General features: G+C 74.8%; 22 protein-coding genes. 13 read left to right on the top strand and 9 right to left on the bottom strand.

From position 1 onward, the window contains the following. The first annotated feature begins 23 nt into the window (after positions 1-23). The 5 genes from LPA54_RS21890 to LPA54_RS21870 all read left to right on the top strand — a co-directional run bounded on the left by LPA54_RS21890 (position 24) and on the right by LPA54_RS21870 (position 3,573). Positions 24-914 (top strand): DUF5936 domain-containing protein, encoded by an 891-nt coding sequence (locus LPA54_RS21890; RefSeq protein WP_228980410.1) that lies wholly within the window; start codon positions 24-26, stop codon positions 912-914. A gap of 452 nt (positions 915-1,366) precedes the next feature. After that, positions 1,367-1,606: a hypothetical protein gene (locus tag LPA54_RS21885; RefSeq protein WP_228980409.1), complete on the top strand. Its 240-nt coding sequence runs from the start codon at positions 1,367-1,369 to the stop codon at positions 1,604-1,606. Next, entirely contained in the window at positions 1,603-2,289 is a 687-nt protein-coding gene (locus LPA54_RS21880; protein WP_267487466.1) for a pilus assembly protein TadG-related protein, read from the top strand. Before LPA54_RS21885 ends, LPA54_RS21880 begins: the two co-directional genes overlap by 4 nt. A 28-nt stretch (positions 2,290-2,317) precedes the next feature. Next, the gene (locus LPA54_RS21875) at positions 2,318-2,932 is read left to right on the top strand and encodes a hypothetical protein (RefSeq protein ID WP_228980406.1); all 615 of its coding nucleotides are present in this window, start codon (positions 2,318-2,320) and stop codon (positions 2,930-2,932) included. Then, the gene (locus LPA54_RS21870) at positions 2,932-3,573 is read left to right on the top strand and encodes an OmpA family protein (protein ID WP_228980404.1); all 642 of its coding nucleotides are present in this window, start codon (positions 2,932-2,934) and stop codon (positions 3,571-3,573) included. Before LPA54_RS21875 ends, LPA54_RS21870 begins: the two co-directional genes overlap by 1 nt. 81 nt (positions 3,574-3,654) lie before the next feature. Here LPA54_RS21870 and LPA54_RS21865 read toward each other — a convergent pair whose 3' ends face one another. Then, complete coding sequence (locus LPA54_RS21865; protein ID WP_228980402.1) at positions 3,655-4,008, bottom strand: hypothetical protein; 354 nt, start codon at positions 4,006-4,008, stop codon at positions 3,655-3,657. 358 nt (positions 4,009-4,366) lie between these two features. Between LPA54_RS21865 and LPA54_RS21860 the strand changes: the two genes are divergently transcribed. Beyond that, the gene (locus LPA54_RS21860) at positions 4,367-5,503 is read left to right on the top strand and encodes a mannosyltransferase family protein (protein WP_228980401.1); all 1,137 of its coding nucleotides are present in this window, start codon (positions 4,367-4,369) and stop codon (positions 5,501-5,503) included. On the opposite strand, the gene LPA54_RS21855 is transcribed toward LPA54_RS21860, so the two are convergent. Then, entirely contained in the window at positions 5,464-5,943 is a 480-nt protein-coding gene (locus tag LPA54_RS21855) for a DUF192 domain-containing protein (RefSeq protein ID WP_228980399.1), read from the bottom strand. The genes LPA54_RS21860 and LPA54_RS21855 overlap by 40 nt on opposite strands. Before the next feature lie 284 nt (positions 5,944-6,227). Here LPA54_RS21855 and LPA54_RS21850 point away from each other — a divergent pair, with 284 nt between their 5' ends. Continuing rightward, positions 6,228-7,190, top strand: coding sequence for an A24 family peptidase (locus LPA54_RS21850; protein WP_228980395.1), 963 nt, complete (start codon positions 6,228-6,230; stop codon positions 7,188-7,190). 351 nt (positions 7,191-7,541) lie between these two features. Here LPA54_RS21850 and mgrA read toward each other — a convergent pair whose 3' ends face one another. Continuing rightward, positions 7,542-8,579 (bottom strand): L-glyceraldehyde 3-phosphate reductase, encoded by a 1,038-nt coding sequence (gene mgrA, locus LPA54_RS21845; protein ID WP_228980393.1) that lies wholly within the window; start codon positions 8,577-8,579, stop codon positions 7,542-7,544. Between the two features lie 114 nt (positions 8,580-8,693). Between mgrA and LPA54_RS21840 the strand changes: the two genes are divergently transcribed. The 5 genes from LPA54_RS21840 to LPA54_RS21820 all read left to right on the top strand — a co-directional run bounded on the left by LPA54_RS21840 (position 8,694) and on the right by LPA54_RS21820 (position 14,863). Further along, the gene (locus tag LPA54_RS21840; protein WP_228980391.1) at positions 8,694-9,455 is read left to right on the top strand and encodes an isoprenyl transferase; all 762 of its coding nucleotides are present in this window, start codon (positions 8,694-8,696) and stop codon (positions 9,453-9,455) included. Between the two features lie 502 nt (positions 9,456-9,957). Next, positions 9,958-11,280 (top strand): PhoH family protein, encoded by a 1,323-nt coding sequence (locus LPA54_RS21835; protein ID WP_228980389.1) that lies wholly within the window; start codon positions 9,958-9,960, stop codon positions 11,278-11,280. Positions 11,281-11,681: 401 nt separating this feature from the next. After that, positions 11,682-12,395 carry a transglycosylase SLT domain-containing protein gene (locus LPA54_RS21830; RefSeq protein ID WP_228980387.1) on the top strand — a complete coding sequence of 238 codons (714 nt, stop codon included), beginning with the start codon at positions 11,682-11,684 and terminating at the stop codon, positions 12,393-12,395. Positions 12,396-12,506: 111 nt separating this feature from the next. After that, the gene (locus LPA54_RS21825) at positions 12,507-13,970 is read left to right on the top strand and encodes an AI-2E family transporter (RefSeq protein ID WP_228980385.1); all 1,464 of its coding nucleotides are present in this window, start codon (positions 12,507-12,509) and stop codon (positions 13,968-13,970) included. Next, positions 13,967-14,863: a hypothetical protein gene (locus LPA54_RS21820; RefSeq protein ID WP_228980383.1), complete on the top strand. Its 897-nt coding sequence runs from the start codon at positions 13,967-13,969 to the stop codon at positions 14,861-14,863. The genes LPA54_RS21825 and LPA54_RS21820 overlap by 4 nt, the downstream gene beginning before the upstream one ends. Positions 14,864-14,938: 75 nt before the next feature. Here LPA54_RS21820 and LPA54_RS21815 read toward each other — a convergent pair whose 3' ends face one another. After that, a complete protein-coding gene (locus LPA54_RS21815) occupies positions 14,939-15,472 on the bottom strand; it encodes an alkyl hydroperoxide reductase (RefSeq protein WP_058944946.1) in 534 nt (177 codons plus the stop codon). A 23-nt stretch (positions 15,473-15,495) separates the two neighbouring features. Then, positions 15,496-16,050, bottom strand: coding sequence for a peroxiredoxin (locus LPA54_RS21810; RefSeq protein ID WP_228980381.1), 555 nt, complete (start codon positions 16,048-16,050; stop codon positions 15,496-15,498). 142 nt (positions 16,051-16,192) lie between these two features. Here LPA54_RS21810 and LPA54_RS21805 point away from each other — a divergent pair, with 142 nt between their 5' ends. Beyond that, positions 16,193-17,149: a hydrogen peroxide-inducible genes activator gene (locus tag LPA54_RS21805; RefSeq protein WP_228980379.1), complete on the top strand. Its 957-nt coding sequence runs from the start codon at positions 16,193-16,195 to the stop codon at positions 17,147-17,149. Between the two features lie 75 nt (positions 17,150-17,224). On the opposite strand, the gene LPA54_RS21800 is transcribed toward LPA54_RS21805, so the two are convergent. From LPA54_RS21800 to LPA54_RS21785, 4 genes are all read right to left on the bottom strand, one after another. Then, positions 17,225-19,558, bottom strand: a complete 2,334-nt coding sequence (locus LPA54_RS21800; protein ID WP_228980377.1) for an FtsX-like permease family protein — start codon at positions 19,556-19,558, stop codon at positions 17,225-17,227. After that, positions 19,555-20,286: an ABC transporter ATP-binding protein gene (locus LPA54_RS21795; protein WP_228980375.1), complete on the bottom strand. Its 732-nt coding sequence runs from the start codon at positions 20,284-20,286 to the stop codon at positions 19,555-19,557. Before LPA54_RS21795 ends, LPA54_RS21800 begins: the two co-directional genes overlap by 4 nt. After that, positions 20,283-20,816, bottom strand: a complete 534-nt coding sequence (locus tag LPA54_RS21790; RefSeq protein WP_228980374.1) for a PadR family transcriptional regulator — start codon at positions 20,814-20,816, stop codon at positions 20,283-20,285. The genes LPA54_RS21795 and LPA54_RS21790 overlap by 4 nt, the downstream gene beginning before the upstream one ends. 189 nt (positions 20,817-21,005) lie before the next feature. Continuing rightward, positions 21,006-21,971, bottom strand: coding sequence for an endonuclease/exonuclease/phosphatase family protein (locus LPA54_RS21785; protein WP_228980533.1), 966 nt, complete (start codon positions 21,969-21,971; stop codon positions 21,006-21,008). Positions 21,972-22,153: the final 182 nt, after the last annotated feature.

Genomic DNA, 22,153 nt, shown 5'->3' with positions numbered 1-22,153 from the left:
CCGGGGAAGGAACGGAACCCGACATGGTCCTCCTGCTGGCCGCCCTCGCGGCCCTCGCGGTGTACGGCGCCTTCCACGGCGTACGCCTCTACCGGGCCGAGGCCCGCCTCCCCGGCGACCTCGCCGTCGCCCTGGAGGTGGGCGCCACCCGCACCACCGCCGTCGCCTCGGGCGTCGACCGGCTCGGCATGCGGTACGCCCCCGCCGTCCTGCGCCTGATGGGCCCCCGGCGGGTCGACGCCCTGCGCCGCCGCCTCGACATGGCCGGCAACCCCGGCGGCCTCACCGTCGACCGGTACGCGGCCCGCCGCGCCGTCTACGGCACCCTCGGCGTCGCCGCCGCCCTGGCGATGCTGCTGCGTGGCCAGGCGGTCGTCGCCGCGGTCGTCCTCGCGTACGGGCTCACCTGGACCGACGTCCTGCTGCGCATCGCCGTCCGGCGCCGCAGGGACGACATCGAACGCACCCTGCCCGACTTCCTCGACGTCCTCGCCGTCGTCGTCTCCGCCGGCCTCGGCTTCCGCCAGGCCCTGGAGCGCGTCGCCGACAAGTACTCCGGTCCCTGGGCCGACGAACTGCGCATCACCCTGCGCCAGATGGACATGGGCGTCAGCCGCCGCGAGGCGTTCGACCAACTGCGCCGGCGCAACGCCTCCGAGCAGGTGTCGATGTTCGTCACCGCCCTCCAGCAGGGCGAGGAACTGGGCGCGCCGATCGTGGACACGCTGATACAGATCGCCAACGACATGCGCAGGACCGACGCGCAGAACGCCCGCCGCGCCGCGGCCAAGGCCGTACCGAAGACCACCCTCGTGGTGACGCTGGTCATGCTGCCGGCCACGATGATCCTGATCGCGCTGAGCTTCTACTACGGCTCGGGCGTCGACCTCTCCGACCTCCTGGGCGGCGGCTGACATGGCGCACCCCGACAGTCGTCAATCATCTGCGACCGCACACACGCCTTGCCGTGACCCGCGCCCCGAACCGTCAACAGCCCGTCCGCGCACTGGCGTCCAGCCGAAAAATCACCGCGCCGAATCTCCCGAACACCCTTCGCTTACGCAAGCGGATGTGGGACATTCGTTGCCGAGTCAACGGCAGGCGGACGTGGGTACCCCGACCCCGCCGGGCGATCCGGCACAGTCGGGACGAAGGGGGGCAGGACGGACCGTGGCCGACCGGCGAATCACATCCCCGTTCCCGATTCGGGCCCACGCCGGGGCGTTGGGGCCCATGATGAAGGGGGCTCACCCTGAGTACGGCCACGCCACCACCCGCGTGACCACCGGACCGGCCCCCGCACCACGCACACCCGTCACACCCGTCACGGAAGACCCGCACGATCCCGATCCCGGAGGGGACCGCCATGTCGAACATCGCACTGAAGGCCCTGACTCAGGCCAAGGTGTACGTGGGCACCTGGGCGAAGACCACGACGACCCACCTGAAACACCGGGGGGACCGGGGACAGGGGGCCGTGGAGTACGTGGGCATCATCATCCTGGTCGGGGTGATCATCGCGGCCGTCGTGGGGTCAGGTGCGGGCGCCGCGATCGCGAACGGCCTGGTCACCCAGGTGACGAAGATCGTCGGCGGCGGTGGCTGACGGGCCCCGGGCAAGGCCACAGTGACCGTGGGCAGGCGTCACCGCTGTACATCTTCATGGTGGTGAGCCTGCTCTTCCTCGCGCTCGCGTTCTTCGCGGTCGGCCAGGCCGGTGCCACGCGCAACGGCGCCCAGTCGGCGGCGGACGCCGCCGCGCTGGCAGCGGCGAAGGATTCCCGGGACGGCTTCCTGCTGGACGGCCTCGGCGTCGACGGCTGGGAGGACCTGTTCGAGGGCGAGTTGACGGGTGAGGACGGGTGCGCCGCGGGCGGGCGGTACGCCGCGATGAACGGAGCCTCGATCGCCGGCGAGGGATGCGTCATGCTCGGCGACGGCCGCTGGGGCTTCCGCGTGACCGTCCGGTCGGTGAAGCCCGTTGGGGACACCATCCTGCCGGGCACGGAAGGACAGCACGCGATCGCGACCGCCACCGCTGTGGTCGAGCCGCGTTGCGCCTTCGACCCCCCGGACCCCGCCGAAGCCCCCGATCCGACGGAGACCACCGGCCCCGGTGACCCTGGCGAGTCACCCGCTCCCGGCGACCCGTCGGACGGCGCCGGTGACACCGATCAGGACGCTCCGGCCCTCGGTTCGATCACCTGTGACGGCACCCGACTGGACCTGGACCCCGAGGACCTCCCGGACATGTCCGACCTCTTCGAAGTACGGCTGACCGAGGACTGACGTGAAGGAACACAGAGGAATGACACGCATGGGTAGGCAGTACGGAGTGACCGCCCGCGCGGTTCGGGTGGCCGCGACGGCCGCCGCGCTGACGGCCCTGCTGACGGGCTGCGGCGGGGACGGCGGCGGGGAGGGCGGCGCGAAGGCGAAGGAGCCGCCGCAGAACGCGGGCAGCGTGTCCTCCGCGCCTCGCGAGCCGGACGAGCCCGCCGGCGGGGAGGCCGACCCCACGGGGCCGGACAGGAGCAAGGTGCTGGCGACCATCGACAGCGGCAGCGGTTTCCATTTCATCGTCCACAGCGCCGTCCGTGACGAGGGCGGCTTCCTCACCGTCTCCGCGACGCTCAAGAACACGACGTCGCAACTGCTGGTGGCGAAGTCGCAGTGGAGCGGCGACGAGATCAACGTGAAGCGGACCGGCCCCTCCTTCGCCGGCATCACGCTCGTCGACAAGACGGAGAAGAAGCGGTACTACGTGCTGAGGGACACGGAAGGGTATCCGCTCACCACGACCGGCATCACGAGCCTGGAGGCGGGCAAGTCGGTCGCCGTCTTCGCCCAGTTCCCGGCACCGCCCGCGAACGTCACCCGGGTCGACATCCAAGTCCCCCTCATGCCCACCGCCACGATCGAGCTCTCGTGATGCGTACGCCGAGCCCAGCCCCCGCCCGTCGCCCCGCCGCGACGTTCCTCGTGGCGGTCGTCCTCGCCGCCGCCGTCCAGTTCACCGTCCCGGCGGCCGCGCGTGCCGACGAGACGCCGAGCGTGCCGCCCGGTACGGAGTCCACTGTGGCGCCGCCCGAGGTGGACGCGACCGCGCCCGGACTCAAGATGCGCGACGGCGCCACCCTGGCCGCCGCGAAGGTGCTGCCCATCGTCTCCATCGTGGAGTCCCAGGGCGGCGAGGAGCGGCGTGAGGAGACCAGCACCAACCTCAAGTTCGCGCTCCAGGCGGAGGTCCTCTTCGGCAAGGACAGCGCCAAGCTGACCCCCGAGGCGGACGCCCGTATCGCGGCCATCGCCGAGGAGATCAAGAAGCGCAACGCCTCCAGGATCCGCATCTTCGGCTTCACCGACAACCTCGGCTCCTCCGCCCACGGCGACGTCCTGTCGAAGCAGCGGGCGGACGCCGTGCACGGCGTCCTCTCCCCGCTGCTGGCCGGGACGAACGTCACCTACGAGATCCGCGGCTACGGCGAGCAGTACGCCATCGCCGACAACAGCACCGAGGAGGGCCGCCGGAAGAACCGCCGCGTGGAGGTCTCCTTCCCGACCGCCGGCTGACCCCGGCCTCGACCCCGACCGGCGCCACCGGCCCGACCGGCGCCACCGGTCGGCCGCCCCGACCGGCCGCCCCACCACCCGTCAGGCGCCCGGCGCGCCCACCTGGACGCTCGCGTTCCACTGGACGGTCGGCGGCGCCTCGACCAGCACGGCGCCCTCCTCGGCGGTGGAGACGTCTGTCTGCGTGGCCTCCCGGTGCACCCCGTCGCCCTCGTCCCCGCCCTCGCCGTCGGTGCAGGTGAACGACCAGGACAGGCCGGTGCCGACGGTGACCTGGACCCGGGACGCCGGGGGCGGGCCGGGGTTCGCCAGGCAGTGCACCTCCACCCAGGTCGTGCCCGCCGGCAGCCGGACCGTCCCCAGGCGACCGTCGCCCCGGTGCGGACCGCCCGACGCGACCTGTCGGAACCCCTGCCGTACCTCCGGCCGGGTCACCTCCGGCCGAGGCGACGCGTCCGTCGGCCCGCCCGCCGTCCCCGCCGTCCCCGCCGTCGCCGTAGGACGCGCCCCGGCGGACGCCCCGCCCCCACCCGAGCCCCGTCCCTGTCCGCCGTGCACCCCGTCACCAGCAGCCCCGCCGACACCGCCACCGCGGCCTTCATCCCCGTACGCATCGGGTCCCCCTCCCCGGCGGTCGACCGGTCGTCGTCCCGCCCCCGTGCCCGACCCAACCAGCCGCGCGCACCGGACGACAGCCCTCCGCCCCGTCCGCCGCCCGCGACCTCCGGCGCCGGGACGTAGCTCACACCGCTGCCCCGGCCGTTCCCGGCGCGCCCGGCGGCATAATCGGGCAGTGCTCCTGGACCCTCCCGACCGGCCGGCAAGACCGCACGGCCTCGCCTGCGCCGCCCCCGCCCTGCTGGGCTACGCGGCGGCGCGCCTGGTCGGCGTAGCCGTCCTCCTCGTCGCCGCTGCGGCGGCCGGTGAGGACCCCTGGCACCGGCTCTCGGGCCGCTGGGACGCCGTCTGGTACGCCCGCGTCGCCGAGCACGGATACGGCTACGAGACCGTCCTCCCCGACGGCGCCGTCCACTCCGATCTGGCGTTCTTCCCGCTCCTCCCCGCCCTCGAACGGGCCCTGTCCGAAGTGCTGCCGCTCACCGCCGCCGGGGCCGGGCTCGTCGTCGCGTGGAGCGCCTCCCTCGCCGCCGCCTGGGGCATCCACGCCGTGGGCTCCCACCTCGCGGGGCGGCGCGCCGGCGTCCTGCTCGCGGTGGTGTGGGGCGTGTACCCGACGGCGTTCGTCCAGTCGATGGCGTACACGGAGACGCTCTTCACGGCGTTCGCCGCCTGGGCCCTGTACGCCGTGCTCCGGGGCCGCTGGGTCGCCGCCGGGTCCCTGGCCGCGCTGGCCGGGCTGACCCGGCCGTCCGCCGTCGCGGTCATCGCGGCCGTCGGCGTGACCGCGCTGGCCACCGTGGTCCGCGAACGGCGCGTCACCCCCGGGCTCGTCGCCGGGGTGCTGCTCGCGCCGCTGGGCTGGCTGGCGTACGTCGTGTACGTCGCCGTGCGGGTCGGCAGCCCCACCGCGTACTTCGACGTCCAGGCCGCCTGGGGCAACAGCATCGACGGTGGCGCGGCACTCGCCCGGTTCGTGTGGGGGCACCTGACCGGTCCGCAGCCGCTCGCGGGCGTCGGCCTCCTCGCGGCGTTCGCCGTCCTCGGCTGGGCCGTGTGGCTGTGCGTGCGGCAGCGGCAGCCGCTGCCCGTCCTCGTCTACACCCTGGCCGTCGTCGCGGTGTCGCTCGTCGGCGCCGCGTACTTCGGCTCCCGCCCCCGCCTGATCATGCCGGCGTTCCCGCTGCTGCTCCCCGCCGCGGTCGCGCTGGCCCGGCTCCGCGACCGGTACGCGGCGGCCGTCCTCGCCGTCCTCGCGGCCGGGTCGGCGGCCTACGGGGCGTTCACGCTGCTCGGCCCCGGCCCGCCCTGACCGGCCGGATCCGGGTCCACGGCGAGCCGCACGCCCGGCCGCACCCCCCACCGCTCCCACGCCCCGGCCTCCGCCTCCAGCACGTGCCGGGCCCGCGGCCGGGGCAGCCCCAGCCGGCCGGGCCGCATCCCCCGCACGACCGCGAGGACCGTCAGGTCGCGCCGCAGGTACGCCACGTCGATGGCGAACCGCATCCGGAAGGTGTGCACGCTGCCGCACGGCGTCAGCAGCAGCGCCCCGTCGATCCCGTCCCGGCCGAGCAGCCCCCGCGCCCGCGACCGGTACGTCGCCGCGATCTCGACCGGGACGCCACCGCCACCGCCCGCGCCGCCACCGCCCGCGCCGTCGACGCCCGCGCCGTCGACGCCCCCGCCCGCGCCCCCGGCGCCGCCGCCGTCCACGACCCTGAGGACGCCCGTACCGTTCCGCCACTCCGCCATGCCCGAACGGTACGGCCCCGTGGCCACCCGCCGAACACGTCCGCCGTCTTCCGTGGCCCGCGCGCGCATCGGCCCCCTGGCATGCCCACCGCCCAACCGCCAAACACCGCCCGCCGGTCGCCGCTCCCCCCCCCCGCCGAACACTGCCCGCCGCCCACCGGCCTCGCCGCCCACCGAACACCGTCCGCTGCCCCCGCCACCCGCCCAACACCCCCCCAACCGAACACCGCCCGCCGCCCACCGACCCCGTGACCTGTCCACCACATCCCCCTAAGGTCGGCCCCGTGGACGCCACCCTGATCGCCGTCGCCGCCCTGTGGGGTGCCGCCGCGGGGGCGCTCGCGCAGCGCGCCGCCTACCGGCTCGCCGTCGAACCCGACGACCCCTGGCGTACCGCCTGCCCCGCCGGGCACCCATACGCCCCCGGCCCGCGCGGCTGGCTCGGCCCCGCCCGCTGCCCCGCCTGCGCGCCCGCCGACCGACCGGCCGCCACCCCACCGGGCGAGGCCACCGCCCCGCGGGGCGACGCCACGGCCCCGTCCAGCGACGCCACGGCCCCGCCCGGCGAGGCCGCCACTGCGCCCGCCCGGGCCGCCACCCCGCCCGCCCGGCCGGCCACCCCGCCCGCCCGGCCGGCCACCCCGCCCGCCCGGCCGGCCACCCCGCCCGCCGGGGCGGCCACCCCGCCATCCCCCGCCCGCCGGCCGCGCCCGGCGGTCGTCCCCGCCGTCGTCGGTGCCGCCGCCTCCTCCGCACTCGCCGCCGCCACCGGGTACCGGCCCGAGCTGGCCGTGTGGCTGCTCGCCGCGCCGTTCGCGCTGCTCCTCGCGGTCGTCGACCGGCGGGTGCACCGGCTCCCCGACCTCCTCACCCTGCCGCTCGCCGCGGCCCTGCCCCTGCTCCTCGGGGCCGCCGCGCTGCTGCCCGGCCACGCCGGGTCGTGGCGCACGGCCGTCCTCGGCGGGCTCGCGCTCGGCGGGGCGTACCTCGTGCTGTTCCTGGTGAACCCGGACGGCATGGGCTTCGGCGACGTGAAGCTCGCCCTCCCACTGGGCTGCGCGCTCGGCTGGTACGGCTGGGGGGTGCTGCTGAGCGGCGCGTTCGCCGGGTTCCTCCTCGGTGCCCTGTACGGGCTCGGTCTCGTCGCGCTGCGGCGCGCGAACCGCCGGACCGCGATCCCCTTCGGGCCGTTCATGATCGGCGGGGCACTCCTCGGCGTCCTGTTCGGCGCCCTCGCCCACCGCTAGGGGCGTCCGCGGACCGTTCGCGGCGGCCGGTCCGAGCCCCCGACCGCCCCTCGGGCGTCAACCCGGCGCCCCCGACGCGGGGTCCCTCCTGCGGAGGACACGCCGGGGCCCGGGGGCGGGTTCCGCACCACCCCGGGCCGTGTCCGCAGGGCGGTCGGGTGTTTCCGGAGCGTAGTGGTGGCATGTCGTGGCGCGCGGCACGACTTATGAAGGGTTATGGTGGAAACCCCCCCTCGGGCCGGTCCGTATCCCCCCCACGGACCGGCCCGTTTTTCTGCCCGGCGCCCGGCGCCCGGCGCCCGGCGCCCCCGCCCCCCCCGCCGGTCACCCTCCCCGGCCGGTCGGCGGCGGTCAGCCCCGCGCGGCCCAGATGTTGACGCCCTCGGTGTCGACGGCGTACGAGTCGATCTCCCGCAGCTCCTCCTCCGTGAGGGCCGGGCCACCGAGCGCCGCGACGTTCTGCTCCAGCTGCCCCACGCTCGACGCGCCGATCAGCGCGGACGTCATCCGCTCGTCGCGCAGCACCCACGTCAGCGCCAGCTGCGCCAGGGACTGGCCGCGCCGCCGCGCGATGCCGTCGAGGCCGTGCAGCCGCCGGACGACCTCCTCCGAGAGCAGCCCCGGGTCCAGCGACTTGCCGAGCGAGGCCCGCGAACCCTCCGGGACGCCCTTCAGGTACTTGTCCGTGAGCAGGCCCTGGGCCAGCGGCGCGAACGCGATGCAGCCCATGCCCTCGGCCTCCAGCGTGTCGAGGAGGCCGTCCTCCTCCGTCCACCGGTTGATCATCGAGTAGGACGGCTGGTGGATCAGCGCGGGAACGCCCATCTCGCGCAGGAGCCCGGCCGCCTCGACCGTCTGCTCGGCGGAGTACGAGGAGACTCCCGCGTACAGCGCCTTGCCCTGCCGTACGGCGGTGGCGAGCGCGCCCATCGTCTCCTCGAGCGGCGTGTGCGGGTCGAAGCGGTGCGAGTAGAAGATGTCGACGTACTCCAGGCCCATCCGCCGGAGCGAGGCGTCGAGCGAGGACAGCAGGTACTTGCGGGAGCCCCACTCGCCGTACGGGCCGGGGTGCATGAAGTACCCGGCCTTCGTGGAGACGACCAGCTCTTCCCGGTACGGGCGGAAGTCCTGCGCGAAGATCTTCCCGAAGTTCAGCTCGGCGGAGCCGGGCGGCGGGCCGTAGTTGTTGGCCAGGTCGAAGTGGGTGACACCCAGGTCGAACGCCCGGCGCAGGATGGCGCGCTGGGACTCCAGGGTGCGGTCGTCGCCGAAGTTGTGCCAGAGGCCCAGGGAGACGGCGGGAAGCTTGAGGCCGCTGCGGCCGGTGCGGCGGTACTCCATGGAGTCGTACCGGTCGTCGGCGGCGCGGTGCACGGGGGATGCGGACATGCTTTCTCCCTATCACGGAGTTGTGACACACCTGGGTTGGGCCGTCGTCCGCCGGGCCCAGTAATGTGGCGGGACCCGGGGCGTCCGCTGCCCCGGATGCGAGAGGTGGGATCGGTGAACTTGCGCGACCTGGTGTACGGGCTCTACGCGCGCCGGGTGGAGGGCCGACTCGACCACGCCCAGGTGCCCAAGCACATCGGCGTCATCCTCGACGGCAACCGGCGCTGGGCGAAGGCGTCCGGCGGTACGCCCGAGCAGGGGCACAAGGCCGGCGCCAGCAAGATCATGGAGATGCTCGGCTGGTGCACGGAGACGGACGTCGAGGTCGTCACGCTCTGGATGCTGTCCACCGACAACCTCAACCGGCCCGAGGCGCAGCTCGTGCCGCTCCTCGGCATCATCGAGGACGCGGTCCGCACCATCGCCTCCGACGGCCGCTGGCGCGTCCACCACGTGGGCACGATGGACCTGCTGCCGCAGCGCACCCAGGCGGTCCTGAAGGAGGCCCAGGAGGCGACGCGGCACATCGACGGGATACTCGTCAACGTCGCCGTCGGCTACGGCGGCCGGCAGGAGATCGCCGACGCGGTCCGCTCGCTGCTGCTCGACCACGCCGAGCGGGGCACCTCGTTCGAGGAGCTCGCCGAGGTCGTCGACATCGACATGATCGCCGAGCACCTGTACACGCGCGGCCAGCCCGACCCGGACCTGGTGATCCGCACCAGCGGCGAGCAGCGCCTGTCCGGCTTCATGCTCTGGCAGAGCGCGCACTCCGAGTACTACTTCTGCGAGGTCCACTGGCCGGCCTTCCGCAAGGTCGACTTCCTCCGCGCGCTGCGCGACTACGCCGCCCGCCACCGCCGCTACGGCACCTGACGCCTCGCCACCCGGCCCCCCGGCAGCACCGTCCCCCCGGCACCACCGCCCCCCGGCACCACCGCCCCCCGGCCACGTGCCGCCGGGCGCCCCAGGCGTTCCCCTTCCAGCCCCCCGGCCCCACCGCCGACCACCGGGCCCCGCCCGGCCCCGCCCCAGGCCGCCCGCCCGTCCGGCGCCCCGCCGCACCCGGCCCGACACGCCGGGCCCGCCCGCCCCACCGCGCCCGCCCCACCGCGCACCGAACAGCGCCCGCGCCCGTCCCCACGGGGTGTCATATGCCATCGGCTCTCCTGGCATGGTGGGGCGGCGAGAAGGGCATATCCCTTGCGAGAGTGAGCGGTACGAAGCCCGCTCGCCCGGGAGGCCCTTTGCACCAGGACGACCGAGGGCCGGTGTCGCGGCCCCGCGCATCGTGGCCCGAGCCCGGCCCATCCCCCCGCGACGCCGCCGCAGTCGCAACCGACCTCACGTGCCTCTAACAGAGGGGGTCTGTCCTTCCGTGGTGACCAGCACTAAGCGCCGTATGAACGACCGGCGCACCTACGTACTCGACACCAGCGTCCTGCTGGCCGACCCCAACGCCATGTCCCGCTTCGAGGAGCACGAGGTCGTGCTGCCGATCGTGGTGGTGACGGAGCTGGAGGCCAAGAGGCACCACCCCGAGCTGGGCTACTTCGCCCGCCAGGCGCTGCGGCTGCTGGACGACATGCGCGTCCGGTACGGCCGCCTCGACGCCCCCATCCCCGTCGGCGAACTCGGCGGGACCCTGCGCGTGGAGCTCAACCACTCGGACCCGGGCGTCCTCCCGGCCGGCTACCGGCTCGGGGACAACGACTCGCGGATCCTCGCGGTGGCGCGCAACCTCCAGGCCGAGGGGTACGACGTCACCGTCGTCTCCAAGGACCTCCCCCTGCGCATCAAGGCGTCCTCCGTCGGCCTCCTCGCCGAGGAGTACCGCGCCGAGCTGGCCATCACCGACTCGGGCTGGACCGGCATGTGCGACGTGCCGCTCTCCGCCGAACAGGTCGACCTGCTCTACGCGCAGGAGACGCTGGAGGTGCCCGAGACGGCCGGGCTGCCCGTGCACACCGGGCTGGTGCTCCAGTCGCCGCGCGGCAAGGCGCTGGGCCGGACCACGCCCGACGGGGCGGTGCGGCTGGTGCGCGGCGACCGCGAGGTGTTCGGCATCCGCGGGCGCAGCGCCGAGCAGCGCATCGCGCTGGACCTGCTGCTCGACCCGGACGTCGGCATCGTGTCGCTCGGCGGCAGAGCCGGCACCGGCAAGTCCGCGCTGGCGCTGTGCGCCGGCCTCGAAGCGGTCCTGGAACGCCGGCAGCACCAGAAGATCATGGTGTTCCGGCCACTGTACGCCGTGGGCGGGCAGGAGCTCGGCTACCTGCCGGGCAACGAGGCCGAGAAGATGAGCCCGTGGGCCCAGGCCGTCTTCGACACCCTCTCCGCGGTCACCTCCCGCGAGGTCATCGAGGAGATCACCGCCCGCAACATGCTGGAGGTCCTGCCCCTGACGCACATCCGGGGCCGCTCCCTCCACGACGCCTTCGTCATCGTGGACGAGGCGCAGTCCCTGGAGCGCAACGTCCTGCTGACCGTGCTCTCCAGGATCGGGGCGAACTCCCGCGTCGTGCTCACCCACGACGTCGCCCAGCGGGACAACCTGCGGGTCGGCCGGTACGACGGAGTCGTCGCCGTCGTCGAGAAACTGAAGGGGCATCCGCTCTTCGCGCACGTCACGCTCACCCGGTCCGAGCGCTCGCAGATCGCCGCGTTGGTGACCGAACTGCTGGAAGACGGACATATCTGACCGTATCCAAGCCGACAACCGCATAACGGAGTTGGGCCGCCCGGCGGAGCGCGAGAGCTTAGCCGGGCGGCTCCGCGTCCCGCGCCCCTTTGGTCAAAACTCCTGGGACGGAAGGGGTGTGAGCTTTCACACGCGGCGAGGAATTGCCACCCGCCGAGCGCTTCCGGCAGAGTCTTGCTTCCGTCAGGCCCCGCATACGGCACAGCCACATCCTCACGGACCCGTGGCGGTACAACTCAACAGCCGTCCGCCGTATGCCGCCCGAGCACCACGCGGCGCTCCCGCAGGGGAGTCGCCCACCGGGCCCGTGTCCCTCGTGACCCAGTGAGTGGGGGACCAGCGTCAGGGGCACGATCGCGCCCGCGAGGTCACCTGTGCGGGCGATGCTGGAAGGAAACCGTGTGAGCCGGATCTCGGTCCGGGGATTCGCGGTGGCGTCGGCCACCGCGGTCACCACCGTCGGCGCCGTCGTCGGCGTCGCCGCGGGCAACCCGCAGGCGGCCCCGGAGAAGTTCGAGGCGACCGCCGCCGACGCCACCCTCCTGGCGGACATCCCCGCCGGCGAGCAGGCCCAGGTACAGGTCGCGTCCCTGACGCAGCAGGCGGAGGCGCAGGCCGCCGCCGCCGACACCGCGGCCCAGCAGTCCGCCTGGGAGGCCGCGCGCGTCCAGGCGGCCAAGGACGCCGAGGCGAAGAAGGCCGCCGCCGAGGAGAAGGCCGAGCAGGAGCGGGCCGAGAAGGAGAAGAAGGAGCGCGAGGACCGCGAGCGGGCCAGCCGCGACGCCGCCCGTGACGCCTCCAGCTTCGCCACCCAGTCCTCGTACTCCGTCGCCGAAGTGCAGGCCATGGCACGCCAGATGATTCCGGGCGACCAGTTCCAGTGCTTCAGCAACATCGTGGAGCGCGAGTCCACCTGGAACTACCGCGCCCAGAACCCCTCCTCCGGCGCGTACGGCCTGGTCCAGGCGCTCCCCGGCTCCAAGATGGCCTCCGCGGGCGCCGACTGGCGGACCAACCCGGCCACCCAGATCAAGTGGGGCCTCAACTACATGAACGAGCGCTACGGCAGCCCCTGCGGCGCCTGGTCGTTCTGGCAGGCCAACCACTGGTACTGACACCGGCGCACCGCGTCGCGGAGCCCCTCACCGTCCTTCGGTGAGGGGCTCCGTGCGTGTACCGTCGGGGAACCGGATCGCCGGGGGAGTGGTGGGGGAAAAGGGAAGAACATGTCGAGAGTGCCAGGGTGGCTCGGCCGGCTGGGTGCCGGACTGAGCCGTATGGGGCGGCAGCTGGAAGAGCGTCGCGAACGGGCGGCCGCCGAGGCGGAGGCCGACGGCCCCGGCGGCGTGCCCGCCGCCGGCCCGCCGGGCGGGCGGCGCGGCGTGCCGGGCCCCGGAGCCGGTACCGCCGCGGGCGGACCGGGCGAGGACGCCCCCACCCCCGGGATCGTCCCCGCACCGCCCGCGTACGCCCCGGCCGTCGCGGCCCGCCCCGACCCCGCGGACGCCGTGCCGTGGGGGGTGCGCGTCGCCGCCGAGGCCGGCTGGCGGCTGCTCGTCCTCGCGGGCACCCTGTGGGTGTTGATGAAGGTCATCAGCGCGGTGCAGCTGGTCGTGCTCGCCTTCGTCGCCGCGCTCCTCATCACCGCGCTGCTCCAGCCGACCGTCGCCCGGCTGCGGCGGACCGGCCTGCCGCGCGGCGTGGCCACCGCCGTCACCGCCGTCACCGGCTTCGTCATCATGGGGCTGGTCGGCTGGTTCGTCGTGTGGCAGGTCATGGACAACCTCGGCGACGTCTCCGCGCGGGTGCGGGACGGCATCGAGGAGCTGAAGCGCTGGGCGCTGGACAGCCCGTTCCACGTGACCGAGAGCCAGATCAACGACATCGCCGAGAACCTCAGCGACACCATCGGCACCAACACCGAGCAGATCACCTCCGCGGGCCTCACCGGCGTCACCGTCATGGTCGAGGTGCTCACCGGGATGCTGCTGGCGATGTTCTCGACCCTCTTCCTCCTCTACGACGGGCGGAAGGTGTGGGAGTGGACGCTGCGGCTCGTGCCCGCCCAGGCCCGGCCGGGCGTCGCCGGCGCCGGGCCCCGCGCCTGGCGCACCCTCACCGCGTACGTCCGCGGCACGGTGATCGTCGCCCTCATCGACGCGATCTTCATCGGTCTTGGCATCTACTTCCTCGACGTGCCCCTCGCGGTGCCGCTCGGCGTGTTCATCTTCCTCTTCGCCTTCATCCCGCTGGTCGGAGCCGTCATCTCCGGCGCCCTCGCCGTCGTCGTCGCCCTCGTCACCAACGGCGTGTTCACCGCCCTGATGGTGCTCCTGGTGGTGCTGGCCGTGCAGCAGATCGAGGGGCACGTCCTCCAGCCGTTCATCCTCGGCCGGGCCGTACGGGTGCACCCGCTCGCCGTCGTCCTGACCGTCGCCACGGGCGGTCTCGTCGCCGGCATCGGCGGCGCGGTCGTCGCCGTGCCCCTGGTCGCCGTCACCAACACCGTCGTCGGCTACCTCCGCGCGTACAGCGAGGAACAGGCCCTGCGCCGGCTGGCCGTCACCGCCGGCGAGGCCGTCACCGCGTCCGGGCCGGGCGGGGCGAAGGCTCCGGGGGCGCGGCCCCCGGAGCCGCCCGGCGCCCCCGCCGATCCCTCCGACCCCTCGGACCCGTCGGACCGCCCGTGATATCCGACCTCGAACTGCTCGACGACGACGGGGAACCCGTCCGCGACACCGGACCCGGCCGGGTCCCCGGCGCCAGGACGCCCCTCCCGGGCGGCGCCGGGCCGTTCGCCGCCGCGTCCGCTCCCCCCGCCGGCGCCCCGTACACCGGCGGTCCCGGCGGTCCGCCGCCCGGCGGCGACGGCGACGGCGGACCGCGCGGACCGGCCGACGACGCCCCGACCGCCGCCCGCGGCCTGCGCGGCCGGCCCTGGCCCTGGGCGCTCGGCGGGGCCCTGGCGGCCTCCGTCCTGTGGGGCGGCGGGCTCACCCTCCACCAGGCACTCGACCGGGGGCCCGACCTCGGCGGCTACCGGGCCACCGACGGGCTGTGCGCCGAGGCACCGCTCACCTCCCTCGTCGCCGCCCTCGGCAAGCGCGGCGCGACCACCAGCGACGACTCCACCCGCCACCCGGCGCTCGACCGGGCGTACTGCTCCGTCCAGATCGGCGAGCAGCCCACGACGTACGAGGTGACGATCCGCTACGCGCTGCACCGGCAGGTCGACCCCGGCGCCGAGTTCGACGCGGTGGAGCGCCAGTCGCTGTTCGAGCAGGGGCCCGAGCCGCAGCCGGTGGCGGGGCTGGGGGAGCGGGCGTACTTCGGCGACGGCGAGTCGTACGCCGACCTCGTCGTGCTGGACGGGCACACCGTCCTCGGCCTCTCCGTCAGCGTCGTGCAGGAGTACGACCTGGACGAGGCGGTGCCGGAGCCTCCCAACCAGGACGCGGTCGCCACGCTGACCGGCGTGAAGGAGCCCATGGTGAAGGACATGCGGAAGCTGATGGAGGTGCTGCGCGGCGCGCCCCCCGAGGGCATCCGCCCCTCGCCCGTGCCGACCCCCGGCGCCGACTGAGTCCACGGACGCGGGAGGGCCCCACCGGCATCCGCTGCCGGTGGGGCCCTCCTCCACGTCGCGTCGTGCGGCCGACTACTCGGCGAGCACCGCTTCCGCGTCCAGCGTCGCGCCGACCGCCTGGATCACCGCGGCGATCTTGAACGCCTCCTGGATCGTCTCGCGCGCCACGCCGGCCTTGCGGAGCACCTGCTCGTGCGAGTCGAGGCACTGGCCGCAGCCGTTGATCGCGGAGACGGCGAGCGACCACAGCTCGAAGTCGACCTTCTCCACACCCGGGTTGCCGATGACGTTCATCCGCAGACCGGCGCGCATCGTGCCGTACTCCGGGTCGGAGAGCAGGTGGCGCGTACGGTAGAAGACGTTGTTCATCGCCATGATGGCGGCCGCGGACTTGGCCGCCGTGTACGCCTCGGGCTTGAGGTTCTCCCGGGCCTCCGGCTCCAGCTCCGCCAGCACCTTCGGCGAGCGCGAGGCGATCGCGCAGGCGAGGACGGTGCCCCACAGCTGCTGCTGGGGGAGGTCGCTGTTGCCGATGACCGAGCCGAGGTTCAGCTTCAGGTCCTTCGCGTAGTCCGGTACGGCGGACTTCAGGGCGTCAAGGGACATGGTGGTTCACCCGTTCCGGTTGGTCACTCGCCGGCCAGCAGCGCGACCGGGTCGAGGGTCTCGTCGCCCTTGCTCCAGTTGCAGGGGCACAGCTCGTCGGTCTGCAGGGCGTCCAGGACCCGCAGGACCTCCTTGGGGTTCCGGCCGACGGAGCCGGCGGTCACCATGGCGAACTGGATCTCGTTGTTCGGGTCGACGATGAAGACGGCGCGCTGCGCGAAGCCGTCCTCGCCCTCGACGCCGCACGCGCGCATCAGCTCGTGCTTGGAGTCGGCCAGCATCGGGAAGGGCAGGTCACGCAGGTCGTCGTGGTCCTTGCGCCAGGCGTGGTGCACGAACTCCGAGTCGCCGGAGACGCCGAGGACCTGCGCGTCGCGGTCCGCGAACTCGTCGTTCAGCTTGCCGAACGCGGCGATCTCGGTCGGGCAGACGAAGGTGAAGTCCTTCGGCCAGAAGAACACCACGCGCCACTTGCCCTCGTAGGACTTGTGGTCGATCTGCGCGAACTCCTTGCCGCTCTCGAGCGACACACAGGCGGTCAGGTCGTACGTGGGGAACTGGTCACCGACAGTGAGCACACGCTCTCCTAGTGGCGGGGATTTCCCTTGTGGGGTCATCCGTGGGGGTTGGACGATCGCCAGCATGGCACGGCGTGCATTGATCAGGGAAATAGCTAGACTGGGTCGCGTTGATCGAAGGCGGTTATCAGTGGTCTCCTCCATGACATCCCTACAAAAGGGTAAACAGCCCAGCCTGGCGCAGCTGCGCGCGTTCGTGGCAGTCGCCGAGCACCTCCACTTCAGGGACGCGGCGGCCGCCATCGGCATGAGCCAGCCCGCGCTCTCGGGCGCGGTTTCGGCACTCGAAGAGGCACTCGGTGTCCAGCTCCTGGAGCGTACGACCCGCAGGGTGCTGCTCTCCCCGGCCGGGGAGCGCCTCGCGGTGCGGGCGAAGGCGGTGCTGGAGGCGGTGGGCGAGCTGCTGGAGGAGGCGGAGGCCGTCCAGGCGCCCTTCACGGGCGTGCTGCGGCTCGGCGTCATCCCGACCGTCGCGCCGTACCTGCTGCCGACCGTCCTGCGCCTGGTCCACGAGCGGTACCCCGACCTCGACCTCCAGGTGCACGAGGAGCAGACGTACTCGCTGGTGGAGGGGCTCGCCGCCGGGCGGCTGGACGTGCTGCTGCTGGCCGTGCCGCTCGGCGTGCCGGGCGTCACCGAGCTGCCGCTCTTCGACGAGGACTTCGTCCTGGTCACCCCGGACGACCACCGGCTCGGGGGCCGTACCGACATACCGCGCGACGCGCTGCGCGAGCTGCACCTGCTCCTCCTCGACGAGGGCCACTGCCTGCGCGACCAGGCCCTCGACATCTGCCGGGAGGCCGGCCGCACGGACGGCGCCGCCGTGACGACGACGGCGGCCGGCCTGTCGACGCTGGTGCAGCTCGTGGCCGGCGGGCTGGGCGTGACCCTGCTGCCGCGCACCGCCGTGAAGGTGGAGACCGGCCGCAACCCCAGCCTGGCCACCGGGTACTTCGCCGACCCCGCCCCCTCCCGGCGGATCGCCCTCGCCATGCGGACCGGGGCGGCCCGCCAGGCGGAGTTCGAGGAGCTGGCCGGAGCCCTGCGCGAGGCCCTGGCCCCGCTGCCCGTCCGGATCGTCCCTGCCGACGCCCCCTGAGGACGCCGGACGGCCGGGGGCCCGACCGCCGCGGCCGTCGGCCCGCCCCCGGCCCGACGGCGGTGGGGGCGCGGGTCACTCCGTGCGCAGGCCGTCCGGGCGCATCAGGCGCCACAGCGCCGGCAGGCTCAGCAGCGTGACCACGAGCACCAGTCCCGCGCCCACCCCGACCACCGGCAGGAACACCCACCAGTCGACCACCGTCTTGTCGATCATCCGCAGCAGCGCGGCCCCCAGCGCCAGGCCGCCCGCCACGGAGATCACCAGCCCCAGTCCGACCGGCAGCGCCGTCTGCCACAGCACCGACCAGCCGAGCGTCGAACGGCGCGTCCCGAAGGCGACCAGCGCGGCGAGCGGCCCGCGGCGCTCCCGCAGCTGCTCCACCATCGACACCAGCAGGGACAGTGCGATCAGCCCCATCGTCGCCGAGGCGGCGGCCAGCACGCCCCTGCGGACGCTGGTGTACCGCCCGTCCCGCTCGACGTCCTGGAGGGCCCGCACCCGGGCCAGCGGATCGACCCGCGCCGCCGCGTTCCGCGCGTGCTCGGCCGCGTCCGCCACGGCCGGGTCCAGCCGGACCATCGCCACCGTCTCGGCGTCCGCCGGAAGCGCCGCCGCGTCCAGCACGCCGGGCGTGGCGTAGATCCCGAAGGGCATCTCGCCCATCGGGTCGCGGCGGGCGTCCACCAGCCGGGCCGTCGCCGGGACGCGCCACAGCACCGGCCGCTCGTCCTCGTCGCGCAGGTCCACCAGCGCGCCGGGGCGCGCCGTCTCGGCGAGGTACGCGTCGTCCGGCCCCTCCACACCGTGGGTGCGGGCGATGAAGACGTCGCCGTCCCGGCAGGAGGGCAGCTCGCCCAGCTCGCGCAGGGACGGGCACTCCGCGACGGTCAGCGCGGTCCGCGGGACGAAGCTCTCGCCGGCGCGCAGCGGGCCGGGCCGCCGAGCGCCCGCCTCCACGAGGCCGACGACGCCCTCCACGCCAGGCGCCGCGCCCACCTCGTCGATCAGCTCGCGCGCCGTCCGGACGTCCCCCGAGGCCGACCACACGCGCAACTGGGCGCGGGCCACGTCCATGGTCGTCGGCCGCATGAAGTCGCTCTGCACCGCGCCGAACACCATCAGCAGGGCGATGGCCCCGGCGGCCGCGACGACGATCCCGCCGACCGCGCGGGCTGCCGTACCGCTGCCCAGCTGCAACCGGCGCACGGCGAGCTGCCAGGACGGCGGGCCGCCGCGCAGCGGCCGCACGGCCGCCTCCACCAGCCAGGGCAGCAGCGCGGTGAACCCCGTCAGCGCCAGCAGCGCGCCCACCGCGACGCGGTAGGTGTCGTACGTCGTGTCCTCGCCGTACAGCCGCCCCGCGGGGAGCAGCAGCGCCAGGCCGGACGCGGCGAGCACCAGGCGCCACCACAGCCGCCGGGGCCGCGGCGCGCCGCCGCGTACGACACCCAGCGGCTCGACGACGACCCCGCGCAGCGCGAGCAGGGTCACGACGAGCGCGCACAGCGGCACCGCCGACACCACGGCGGCCGCGAGCGCGGGCTCCGGGACGATGTCGCCCGGGAAGGCGTTGACGTTCCACACCGTGACCCGGCCCGCGAACTCCCGGCCCAGCAGGAAGAACACCCCGCCCACCACCATGCCGAGCACCGCCCCCGCCAGCGCCTCGCCCGCGGCGGCGCGCCGCGTCGTGCCCGCGTCGGCGCCGACCAGCCGCAGCGCGGCCAGCCGCCGGTCGCGCTGCTCCCCGCCGAAGCGGACCGCCACCGCCACGAACACCAGGACCGGCAGCAGCAGCACGACGCAGGCGAGGATCACGACCAGCAGCAGCGGACCCTCCAGGGGCCGCTCCCCGGTGCCCTGCCCGAACCGGTCCGCGCGCCCGGCCCGCGGCGCGTCGGCGACCGCCGGGTCGTGGGCGTACAGGAACAACTCTCCGGGCCCGGCGAGGCCCGCGTCCCCGATGGTGCCGACCTGCCGGTAGGGGAAGCGGTCCTTCAGCAGCGCCCCCTCCGGCGAGGCGAGCAGTTCGGCGAGGGCGGGCGACACGGCCATCTCGCCCGGCCCCGGCAGCGCGGCGAGGCCCGGCGGTACGGGGGCGTCCGGTCCGTCGGGGCGCAGGGCGACGCCGTGGACGGTGTCCGCGCGGTAGAGGGTGGAGAGTTCGACGTACCGGAAGGAGCGGGCCGAGACGGGCGCCTCGTCGAAGGACACCTGCCGCCCGTCGGTGCGGGCCTCCCGGCCGTCCAGCATGTGCGGGATCGACGCGGCGACGAGCAGCAGGGCCACGCCGAGCCCCACCCCGACCGCCGTGAGGGCCGTACGCGCCCAGGAGCGGCGGCCGCCCGTGACGGCGAACCGCGCGCCGAGCAGGAGGTCGCGGACGGCGCCGCGCGGACCGGTCACGCCACACCCGCCAGGTCCCGCACCCGGCCGTCGCGCACGACGACCTCGCGGTCCGCGTACGCGGCGACCCGCGCCTCGTGCGTGACGAGGACGACGGCGGCGCCGGTGTCCCGGGCGGCGTCGGTGAGCAGCTCCAGCACCCGTTCGCCGTTGAGCGAGTCGAGGGCGCCGGTCGGCTCGTCGGCGAAGACCACCCGGGGCGCGGTGACCAGGGCGCGGGCGACCGCGACCCGCTGGCCCTGCCCGCCGGAGACCTCCCCGGGCCGCTTGCCGGCGATGCCGGCGGTCTCCAGGCGCTCCAGCCACTCCACCGCCCGCCGCTCGGCGGACCTTCGGCGCTCGCCGGCCAGCCGCAGCGGCAGGGCGACGTTCTCCGCGCAGGTCAGCTCGGGCACCAGCCGGCCGAACTGGAACACGAACCCGAAATCGCCCCGGCGCAACGCGCTCAGGCGGGCGTCCGACAGGGCGGTCAGCTCCCGCCCGTCGTAGGCGACCGTGCCGGAGTCGGGGCGGACGATCCCGGCCAGGCAGTGCAGCAGCGTCGACTTGCCCGAGCCGGAGGGGCCCATGACGGCGACGACCTCGCCGGCCCGCACGGTCAGCGACGCCCCGGCCAGGGCGGTCGTCGGCCCGTACGCCTTGCCCAGGCCCTCGGCGCGCAGCAGCGGCGCCGGGGCGCCCGCCCCGCCGCCGCCCGCGTCCGGTGCCGCGGGTCCGCGCGCCGTCATCGTGCCGCTCCCCGGATCGTCTCGGCCAGCTGGTCCAGGCGCGCGGCGGTCAGTTCCAGCCACCGCAGGTCGGCCTCGAGGTGGAACAGGGCGTGGTCGCAGATCAGTTGGTCGGCCAGATCGCCGCCCTTCTTGCGGCGGGTCAGCTCGCGCATCAGCCGCAGGTGCTCGGCGCGCTGGGTGTCGAGCAGCTCGGTGGCGCTGCGCCCGGTGAGCAGGGCGAGCACGACCTTGGTGTACAGCGTCGACTGGAGGTACGGCTCCGGCTTCTCAGCGCTGGTGAGCCACCGCTCGACGTCGGTGACGCCGGCCTCGGTGATCGCGTACCGCTTGCGTTCGGGGCCTTCGCCCGGCTCGACGGCGTCGACCTCGACGAGCCCGTTCTTCAGGAGCCGGGACATGGTCGAGTAGACCTGCCCGTAATGGAGCGGCCGGTCGTGGCCGAACTTCTCGTCGAAGGCCCGCTTGAGGTCGTAGCCGTGGCGCGGGCCGGCCTCCAGGAGGCCGAGGAGGGTGTGACCGATGGACATGGGCCTCACTATACGCCCTGCGTATACACGTGCTGTATAGCTGGCCTGATCCGGCCGTGTGGGCGTCCGGGCCTTCGGGTGTCCGGGCGTCCGGACCTTCGGGCGTCCGGCCTTCGGGTGACCCGGTGTCCGGGCGTCGGGGCTCCGCGGTGGCGCCCGGCCGTCGGCGGCTCGTGGCACCCTCGGCGGTCAGTGCCGGAGGCGTGCCGCCACCGGCAGGTGGTCGGAGCCGGTCCGGGGCAGGGTCCACACGTGCGTCACCTCCGAGCGGCGGGCGAGGACCTGGTCGATCCGGGCCAGGGGCGCGGACGCGGGCCAGCTGAAGGCCGGTCGGGAGCGCGCGGTGTCGAGTCGCGCGGTGAGCGGCGCGAGGCCGCGCTCGTCGACGGTGCCGTTGAGGTCGCCGAGCAGGATGACCCGGTCCAGTCGCTCGGCCGCCAGGGCGGCCCCCAGCAGTTCGGCGCTCGCGTCGCGGCGGACGCAGTCGAAGCCGCGCCGCGCGGTGAGCCGTACGGAGGGCAGGTGCGCCACGTACACCGCGAGCTCGCCGTGCGGGGTGGTCGCCGTCGCCCGCAGCGCGCGCCGCCACCCGGCGCCGACGCCCGGGGGCCGGATGTCCGGGGCCCGTACGTCGCTGAGCGGGTACACCGACCACAACCCGACCGTGCCGCGCACCGCGTGGTGCGGGTAGCGCTCCGCGAGGGCCGCGCGGTACGCGGGGAGCGCCGCCGGGGTGACCTCCTCCAGGGCGATCAGCTCCGCCCCGGCGGCCGTGAGCGACCGGGCGGTGCCGGCGGGGTCGGCGTTCTCGTCGCTGACGTTGTGCTGCACCACCGTGAGGTCGTACGGCCCCGCCGAAGCGGGCAGCAGCCGGTCCCCGAAGTGGCCGGCCCACGCCGCGGCCGGCAGCAGGGCGGCGAGCAGCGCGACGGCCGAGCGGCGCCCGAGGGCGGCCACCACGAGGACGGGCACGGTCAGGCCGAGCCACGGCAGGAGCGCCTCCAGCAGGCTCGCCGGACGGCCGGGCAGGTCCGGTACGGTCCCGTGGAACACGATCAGCCAGGCGACGAGCGCGGCGAGAGCGGCCACCAGGCGTCCCCGCGACCAGGCCGACCGCCCGCGCGCGTCCCGCCCCCACCGCGCCCGCCGTCCCACCCACCCGCCGGCGCCCGGCCGCCCGGCCGCACCGGACCCGATGCCCGGCCCGTCGTCCGTGCCGGGCCCGTCACTTGCACCCGGTCCGCGGGCCCGGTCCGGCCTGCCGCCGGCTGCCGGTCCGCGGTCCCGGTCCGGCCTGCCGCCGGCTGCCGGTCCGCGGTCCCCGTCCGGTCCGCCGC

The sequence above is a fragment of the Streptomyces sp. DH12 genome, assembly GCF_020873895.1.
In the GTDB taxonomy this organism is placed as follows: domain Bacteria; phylum Actinomycetota; class Actinomycetes; order Streptomycetales; family Streptomycetaceae; genus Streptomyces.
The sequence above is the reverse complement of the archived record's forward strand: the minus strand, read 5'-3'. Positions and strand labels throughout refer to the sequence as shown.